This window comes from Hydrogenivirga sp. (genome assembly GCF_056450045.1).
Map to the genome: position 1 here is coordinate 1 of NZ_JBWONM010000110.1, position 8,005 is coordinate 8,005.

Here is an 8,005-nt window from a genome sequence, read left to right on the forward strand (position 1 = left end):
CCCAGGAAGAGGTTTCCCCCAGTACTCTTCACCGGAGAATCTCCTGACCTTCTTCTCAGCCACCTCCCTTATGTAAGCGGAGAGGCGTTCGCACCTCCTGCACTCCACTATCTCGGAGTTGAGGTCCTTGAAGCTTTCCATGGATGGATAATTATAAAGCGATGGATTATGTAGCTATAGGAAAGGTGGTGGACACCTTCGGCATCAAGGGCGAGCTAAAGGTCCTCCCCTACGCCCCTGAGGAGGTTATGAGGGAGCTCAGGAGGGTATTCTTCAAGAGAAGGGGTGGAGATTACGTGCCCTTCAAGGTGGAGAAGGTCAGAGGCTCGGGAAAGTTCTTCATCCTTAAGCTCAAGGGCTACGACTCCCTTGACTCCGTGGAGCAGTTCAAAGGAGCAACCCTCTTCCTCCCTGAGAAGGAGCTCCCTGAAAGGGAAGAAGGGGAGTTCTACGCTTACGAACTCGTGGGAATGGAGGTGTTCACGGACAGGGGGAAAAGGCTCGGGAGGGTTGAGAGGGTTGAGGACTTTGGTGTCTACGATATGCTCGTCCTTGAGGGAGGAAGGCTCATGATACCCTTCGTGGGTGAGATAGTGCTGAGTGTGGATAGGAAAGGGAGGAGGATTGAGGTCAGGGAGGAGCTCATCCCTCTTTAGGTGGGGTGTAGAGCAGCCCGAGGGTAGAAGCCCACAGCAGGTGAAGGAGGAAGAGGGAAAAATGATCAGGAAGGGACATGCTCAGGAACTCCTTCATGAACTTAGCACCGCCGAAGGCGGTAATTAAGAGAGCTGCAAGGACAAGGATGTGCCAGAGAATACCGAAGGTGAGACCCTTCAGGAGACCGCTTCCGGTGGGAAGGAGCCTGTAGATCCTCGGGTGGACGAAGGGGATCGCTATCACAATGGAGTTCACCGTGTGCCCCAGGACCATGATAAGGTCCTCGTAGCCCCTGAATATGCCCCAGAGCTTTATCATCTCTATATAGTCCCTGTAGGTGCCGAAGAGACTGAGGAAGCCCTCCAGCATGAGGTCCGCCCCCAGCATAACGTACCCTGCGACAAGGGAGGCAAAGAGATAGCTTGGGAAGTTCACTCCCTTCAGGATGTCATTCAAGGTACTTCCTCACCTCCTGTTGCAGGCTTGTGGGAATTCCGAGCTTCCTCAGCCTTTCCTCATCTGCCCTTATGAACTCGTAGAGGTTCTCAAAGTTCCTGTAGATTATCTTTCGCCTGACCTCACCCACACCCTTCACCTTTGAGAGGACATCCTCAAGGGCTCTCTTTGTTCTGAGCTTCCTGTTGTAGGAGAGAGCAAATCTGTGAGCCTCGTCCCTTATAAGACCGAAAACCCTGTAGAGTAAGGGCTCTTCCCTCAGTCTTATCTGCCTTCCATCCTCGGTTATAAGGATCTCCTCCTCCTTGGCGAGGGAGAAGACCCTGATAGGTAGGCGGAAGCTGTCCCTGACGGAGATGCCCACCCTTAGCTGGCCCTTCCCCCCATCTATGAGCCACAGGTCTGGCATCGGCTCCTTCTTCTCCTTCAACCTCTTAGCCCTCCTCGTGAGAACCTCCCTCAGGGCACCGTAATCATCAATGCCGCTCAGGGTCTTTACCTTGTATCTCCTGTAACGTTTTCTGTTCATCTGTCCCCTCTCCCAAACGACACAGCTTCCGACTATGTCCTCACCGTAGAAGTGGGAGATGTCAAAGCCCTCCACTACGCTGGGCAGAGCCATGCCGAGCTTCCTCTCAAACTCCTCGGACAGGAGCTCAAGGCTCAGGTTCTCCCTTACGTTCTCCTCCGCAAGCTTAAGGAGCTCTTTCGGTATCTCCCTCCTGAAGGAGACCCTTGCCTTTGACCTCCCCTCTATCCACCTCTTCAGGGTGGGCTGTAAGGGGAAGTTTGTCAGGACAACTTCGGGAACCACGTTTGAGTAGTAATATCCCAGCAGGAACTCCTCAAGCTCCTCCTCCCTATCAAGGTCGTATATTTCCTTCCCAACGAGCTTCCCACCTCTTATGAGGAAGAGCCCCACCCTCCTTCCGAGCCTGTAGAAGAGGTCAGCAGACCTGTAAGGAAGCCCGGATACACTCTGACCCCTCGCTATGTTCTCAAGGGACCTTATCTGGTCCCTTACCTGAGCACACTTCTCAAAGAGAAGGTCCTTTGTAAGCTCCTCAATCTTCAGGTAGAGCTTGGGGAGAACTTCCGAAACCTCTCCAGACAGGAGCGCCTTAGCCCCCTCAACGCTCAGGCTGTAGTCTTCCCTGCTCACGTAGCCGGTGCAGGGTGCACTGCACAGCCCCAGGTGGTAGTCCATGCAGGGCTGGTCCCTCTTTGGCAGTGGATCGCAGGTTCTTAGCTTGAAGAGGTTGTGGATGAGCTTCTTGACCTTATAAGCCTTCCCTGCCTGAAGGAATGGTCCGAATAGGGTTCCCCTGTGGTCTGTTCCCCGGACAACCTTAACGGTCGGATAGGGGTCGTCGGTTATGAGAAGCATGGGATAGCCTCCCCCGTACTTGTGGAGTATGTTGTATCTCGGCTTGTGGGACTGGATGAGGTCTATCTCAAGTACGAGGGCTTCAAACTCATTCCTCGTGACTATCCACTCCAGGTCCACCGAATCCCTGAATATTGCGAACTCCTTTGGGTCGCTCTCTGAGAGCTTAAAGTGCTGCCAGAGCCTCTTCCTGAGGTTCTTCGCCTTGCCTATGTAGAGGGGCTTCCTCTTTCCCTTGAATATGTAAACACCGCACTTCTGGGGAGCTCTATCTATCAGAGAAGCCCAGTCCATAAGAATTAATCTTAATCCTCAGAGGAGCTCTTGGAGCTCTGATCTCCTCGGTCTGAGGTAGAGCATCCCGAGACCAGCGGTTATCATGAGAGGGAAGCCGTAGAACCTGTCTCCAAAGAGAAGGAGAAGGAAGCCGTAAACTCCGACGACGTCCATGATTCCCACCGACTCTATCACAGCCCTTCTGTAAAGCTGAAACCTTTCCTCCCTCCTCCTTGCCTCCCTTGCTCTCTCCACCACCCTGCTTCTCCTGTAAACGGAGAGAGTTATGGTTGGAAGGGTTAGCAGATAAAGGAAGGTTCTCAAACGGTTGAGGGTCTCCTCTCCGAAGGAAAAGCCAACGTACCCCTTCAGAAGCAAGCCAAGGAAGGCGTAAACCACAACGGAGAAGAAGGATACAAACCAAACGGTGTTGAGGGCGGACCAGGTTCCCTTTAGAGCCTCCCTCTCATTCTTCATCACCGTCTCCCCCTATGAACTACAGCCTTAGAAAGTATAAAGAATATAAGGGTTCCGAAGGTGAGTATCAGGGAAGCAGCCCAAGCCTGCCCGTGCCAGTAGTCGTAAGGACCCATGGCGTACTGGAAAAGGGTTACTGTCAGGGAAGCCATCGGCTGGGTGGGGTCAAGGGTCAGAAAGCTGTTGTTGAAGGATGTAAAGAGAAGCGGTGCTGTCTCTCCCGATATACGGGCTATTCCCAGTATAACCCCCGTCAGTATACCCCTCTTGGCTGCCTTCAAAGAGACGTCCTTTATAACCTGCCAGCGGTAGGCTCCGAGGGCGTAAGCTGCCTCCCTCAGGGAGTTGGGAACGAGCTTGAGCATCTCATCGGTGGTTATAGCTATAACCGGAACCATCAGGAGTGCAAGGGCTACCGAGCCCGATATGCCCATGAAGTGACCCACAGGCTTTACCATGATCGCGTACACGAGGGTGCCTATTATTATTGAGGGGAAGCTCACTATAACGTCAGTTATGTTCCTCAGATAGCCTACAAACCTTGAGTGCCTTCCGTACTCAGCAAAGAAGATGCCCGCACCTATTCCGAGGGGAACGCCCATGAGGGTCCCGAGGCTCGTTATTATAAAGTGACCTATGAAAGCATGCCTAAGACCTCCCCCCTCCACGCCTGGGGGAGCAGGGTCGGAGAGAAAGAGCTCCAGATTTATAAACCTGAAGCCGTTAATGAAGACGTCCGCAAGTATCCAGAAGAGCCAGAGTATTCCGTAGAAAGCTGTCAGGGTTGCGAGGGACAGCATGAGGAAGTTTACTAGCCTGCGCCTGCGGACAACACGCCTTAGATGTTCTTCGTTCCCCATCTCTTTCCCAACCTCTCAAGTATAAAGAACTTAGCCAGCATCAGAAGACTGAAGGAGAGAAGGAATAGTATCAGAGCAAGGTAGTAAAGGGAAGACAGGTAGAGGTCCGAGTCAGCCTCGGTGAACTCGTTGGCTATGGCAACCGTTATCGTTGTAAGGGGCTCAAGTAGGCTCTTGGGAACCTGATGGACGTTTCCGGTTAGGAAGGCAACCGCCATCGTCTCTCCGAGAGCCCTTCCGACCGAAAGGACCATCCCCCCAACTATGCCCGGCAAGGTGTAAGGTATAACTATGTTCTTTACAACCTCCCACTTTGTAGCCCCGAGCCCGTAGCCTGCCTCCTTTAGGAGCTCCGGGGTCATCTCAAAGGCATCCTTAACTATTGAGCTCATGAAGGGGATTATCATTATGGACAGAACCAGGCTTGAGGTCAGGGAATCAACACCCGTTGGTACACCCTCAAAGAGCCTGCCGATACAGGGCACCCTTCCCAAGGTCTCCTGAAGGAAGGGCTCCACATAGTCAGCCATCAGGGGAGCTATCACGAAGAGACCCCACATCCCGTAGATTATGCTCGGTATGGCTCCGAGGAGCTCCACCGCCGTTGAAAAGATGGGTTTTAGCCTTCTCGGTGAAAGTTCGGCTATGAATATGGCTATTCCAACGCTCACGGGGAGAGCTATCGCGGAGGCGATGAAGGTGATAAGAAGGGTTCCGGAAAGGGCGGGGAGGGCGCCAAAGACCTCCGCAACTGGGTCCCAGGTAGTGCCTGTCAGGAAATCAAGGATGCCAAACTTCCTTATGGCTGGGAAGGACTCTATCAGAAGGACGAGAAGGGTGAGCAGAGGGAAGAGAAGACCTACGAAGAGAGCAAAGGACCCGAGAAGGGTCTTTACAGAAGACTCTACGAGATCTTCTCTTCTTCTCACTTCACCTCTTCAATTATATATCAGTACCAGCCGTGAGCTCTCCAGTACTCCCTTACGAGGTTCTTAACCTTTTCGGGCAACGGAACGTAGTGGAGTTTGATAGCCATATCATCTCCGTTTCTGTAAGCCCATTCAAAGAACTTCACCACCTTCCTGTTTCTCTCCTTCGGGTAGTCCTTCGCCAGAAGTATGAAGGTGGCTCCCGCTATGGGATAAGCGTTCTTACCCGGTTGCCACGTGAGAACCTCATAGAAGTCCTTCTTAGGGTCCCAGCTTGCTCCCGCCGCGGCAGCCTTGAAGTTCTCTATTGAGGGCTTTACAAAGTTCCCGTCCCTGTTCTGGACGAGGGCAACCTTCAGCTTGTTCTCAAGGGCGTAGGCGAACTCAACGTAACCTATACTCCCCCTCACCCTGCGGATGTAATTTGCCACCCCTTCGTTTCCCTTCGCCCCTATACCCGTGGGCCAGTTCACAGCCTTACCGTAGCCGACCTTCTCCTTCCACTCCGGGCAGGCTTTGGAGAGGTAGTTGGTAAATATCCAGGTCGTACCCGAACCGTCGGAGCGCCTTATCACGCTTATCTTCCTGTGGGGAAGCTTAGTCCCAGGATTGTTCTTCTTTATAGAAGGGTCGTCCCAGTACTTGACCTTACCGAGGAATATACCGCACACAGCCTCCGTGCTGAGCTTTATCCCCTCCACAGGAAGGTTGTAGGAGAGAACCACCCCACCTATGACCGTGGGGAACTGGGCGAGCTTGTACTTCTTCGTCTCCTCAGGCTTGAGGGGAGCGTCTGAAGCTCCGAAGTCCACCGTTCTGTTCTTTATCTGCCTAACACCCCCTCCAGAGCCTATTGACTGGTAGTTCACCCTAACACCCGTTTCCTTCTGATAGGCGTAAGCCCATCTGGCGTAGATAGGATAGGGGAAGGTTGCGCCGGCTCCGTTTATAACCTCCGCTGCAACCAGACCCATTGCCGGGACAAGGGCACCTGCTATCAGCTTCTTCATCCCTAAACCTCCTTAAAATTCTGACCTACATTATAGGGAGCCCTCTGTTAAGAAAATGTTAACCTTCCATCTTTAATCTCATAGACATGAGAGAGCTCCTTAAAAACCTCAGGCTTGGTATATTGGTGCTTGACGAAGAGGGAAGGATTGAGTACGCCAACGACTTCTGCCTGCAGAGAGGCATCCTCTCCGAGAGCTACGAGGGAAAGAAGTACTACGAAGCCCTCAGGAGCCTTGAGCTCATAGCCTCCGTCGGAGAACTGATTGAGGGTAAGGCAGAAGAAAGGGTCCTTGAGCACGAGGGAAGGACCTACCGGCTGACGCCGGCAGGTGAGAGGAGATTCATACAGATTGAGGATATAACCGAGCTGAAGATGGGAGAGAAGCTCCAGAGGGAGTTCGTTGCGACCGTGAGTCACGAGCTCAGCACACCCCTAACCGCCGTGAAGGGACTTCTTGAGACAGCCCTCATGGAGGAGAGTCCGAGCAGGGATTTCCTGAGGAGAGCCCTCACGAGGGTGGAGGAGCTGGAGAAGCTGGTCAAGACGGTCAGACTGCTGGTCGCCCTTGACAGGGAGAAGGGGGAGCTCAAGGAGGAGGTCTCCCTTGAGGAGGTTCTCGGGCGGGTACTTGAAGACCTCAGGGCTGAGATAGAGGAGCTAAGGCTTGAGGTTGTGAAGGACCTATCCGCCGACAGGCTCACTTCGGATAGGGAGAAGCTCTACATTCTTCTGAGGAACGTAGTTGAGAACGCGGTCAGGTACAACGTGAAGGGAGGTAAGGTGTTTCTGTCCTCGGAAAGAACGCCGGAAGGCGTCCTTTTAGAGATAAGGGATACGGGAGAAGGCATAAGGAAGGAGGAGCTTCCCTTCATCTTCAACCCCTTCTTTGGAGGTGAGAACAGGAAGGGGATGGGGCTCGGGCTCGCCATAAGCAAGAAGATAGCGGACTTCCTCGGTGCTGAGATTGAGGTTCTGAGCAGGAAGGGTGAAGGGACGCGGGTGAGGCTCCTCTTCAGGGATCAGAGCTCAAACTTGTAGCCGAAACCTCTCACCGTCTTTATTAGGTGTCCGTACCTTCCGAGCTTATCCCTCAGGTGTTTTATGTGGACGTCCACCGTTCGGTCGGTTGCATCCCTCCCCACACCCCATATCTCCTCAATTATCCTGTCCCTGCTCAGGGGCTTTCCGTAGTTCTCCATAAGGAGCCTCAGTATGTTGAACTCCGAAGGTGTAAGTTTTACCTCCTTTCCGTCAACCGTCAGCCTCACCTTCTCGGCATCAAGCTCAAGCCCCTCAAAGCTAAAAACACCTTCCCTCCTCCTCTTTCCCACCCTCCTCATAAGGGCGTTCACCCTCGCCACGAGCTCCCTCACCGAGAAGGGCTTGGTTATGTAGTCGTCCGCACCGAGCTCAAACCCCCTCAGCCTATCCTCCTCCCCCACCTTGGCGGTGAGGAATATGAGGGGAAGGTCTGCAAGGTCAGGCCTGTTCTTGAGGAAGCGGGCTATTCTGAAACCGTCAAAGTCAGGAAGCATGATGTCAAGTATAACGAGGTCCGGCTTCTCCCTATCAAGGGCGGAGTAAAAATCGGTAGCCCTCTGAAAGCTCCTGACCTCGTAGCCCTCCCTACTGAGGCTCTGGGCTACCACAAAGGCGATATCCTCATCGTCCTCAACGAGAAAGACCTTTGGCATACCTATAAATGTATTCTTGCCTATGTTAAGTTTAGGTTAACAGAGCCTTAACACCTCACTAACGAAAGCTTAACGAACTATAGAGATCATATATACGGAGAATGAAGGAAGCATCCCAGATCCTCAAACCCACAAACCTTTTCGCCGGCTCTGTAAAAGCCATCATGTGGTTCATCCTATCCTTAGAGCTGATAAAGATACTTCTCTACACGCTTGAGGATTTCCCGAGGCTGCTCTTTTCCGAGAGCCATAGCTAC

At 52.9% G+C, this 8,005-nt stretch carries 9 protein-coding genes; 2 read left to right on the forward strand and 7 right to left on the reverse strand.

Going from position 1 to position 8,005, the window contains the following annotated elements; translation table 11 throughout:
* Positions 1-161: 161 nt before the first annotated feature.
* Positions 162-656: a ribosome maturation factor RimM gene (gene rimM / locus AC1HCM_RS04655; RefSeq protein ID WP_479460610.1), complete on the forward strand. Its 495-nt coding sequence runs from the start codon at positions 162-164 to the stop codon at positions 654-656.
* Here rimM and AC1HCM_RS04660 read toward each other — a convergent pair.
* From AC1HCM_RS04660 to pstS, 6 genes are read right to left on the reverse strand one after another with little or no spacing between them, the layout of a single operon-like run.
* Complete coding sequence (locus AC1HCM_RS04660; RefSeq protein WP_479460611.1) at positions 643-1,113, reverse strand: hypothetical protein; 471 nt, start codon at positions 1,111-1,113, stop codon at positions 643-645. The genes rimM and AC1HCM_RS04660 overlap by 14 nt on opposite strands.
* A complete protein-coding gene (gene uvrC / locus AC1HCM_RS04665) occupies positions 1,106-2,794 on the reverse strand; it encodes an excinuclease ABC subunit UvrC (RefSeq protein ID WP_479460612.1) in 1,689 nt (562 codons plus the stop codon). The genes AC1HCM_RS04660 and uvrC overlap by 8 nt, the downstream gene beginning before the upstream one ends.
* Positions 2,795-2,812: 18 nt before the next feature.
* Positions 2,813-3,253: a hypothetical protein gene (locus AC1HCM_RS04670; protein ID WP_479460613.1), complete on the reverse strand. Its 441-nt coding sequence runs from the start codon at positions 3,251-3,253 to the stop codon at positions 2,813-2,815.
* Positions 3,253-4,113: a phosphate ABC transporter permease PstA gene (gene pstA, locus AC1HCM_RS04675; RefSeq protein WP_479460614.1), complete on the reverse strand. Its 861-nt coding sequence runs from the start codon at positions 4,111-4,113 to the stop codon at positions 3,253-3,255. Before pstA ends, AC1HCM_RS04670 begins: the two co-directional genes overlap by 1 nt.
* Positions 4,092-5,042 carry a phosphate ABC transporter permease subunit PstC gene (pstC, locus tag AC1HCM_RS04680; protein ID WP_479460615.1) on the reverse strand — a complete coding sequence of 317 codons (951 nt, stop codon included), beginning with the start codon at positions 5,040-5,042 and terminating at the stop codon, positions 4,092-4,094. The genes pstA and pstC overlap by 22 nt, the downstream gene beginning before the upstream one ends.
* Positions 5,043-5,062: 20 nt before the next feature.
* On the reverse strand, positions 5,063-6,052 hold the full coding sequence (gene pstS, locus AC1HCM_RS04685) for a phosphate ABC transporter substrate-binding protein PstS (RefSeq protein ID WP_479460616.1): 990 nt from the start codon (positions 6,050-6,052) through the stop codon (positions 5,063-5,065).
* Between the two features lie 86 nt (positions 6,053-6,138).
* Between pstS and AC1HCM_RS04690 the strand changes: the two genes are divergently transcribed.
* On the forward strand, positions 6,139-7,092 hold the full coding sequence (locus tag AC1HCM_RS04690; RefSeq protein ID WP_479460617.1) for a sensor histidine kinase: 954 nt from the start codon (positions 6,139-6,141) through the stop codon (positions 7,090-7,092).
* Here the strand turns inward: AC1HCM_RS04690 and AC1HCM_RS04695 are convergent.
* The gene (locus AC1HCM_RS04695) at positions 7,074-7,748 is read right to left on the reverse strand and encodes a response regulator transcription factor (protein WP_479460618.1); all 675 of its coding nucleotides are present in this window, start codon (positions 7,746-7,748) and stop codon (positions 7,074-7,076) included. The genes AC1HCM_RS04690 and AC1HCM_RS04695 overlap by 19 nt on opposite strands.
* Between the last annotated feature and the right edge of the window lie 257 nt (positions 7,749-8,005).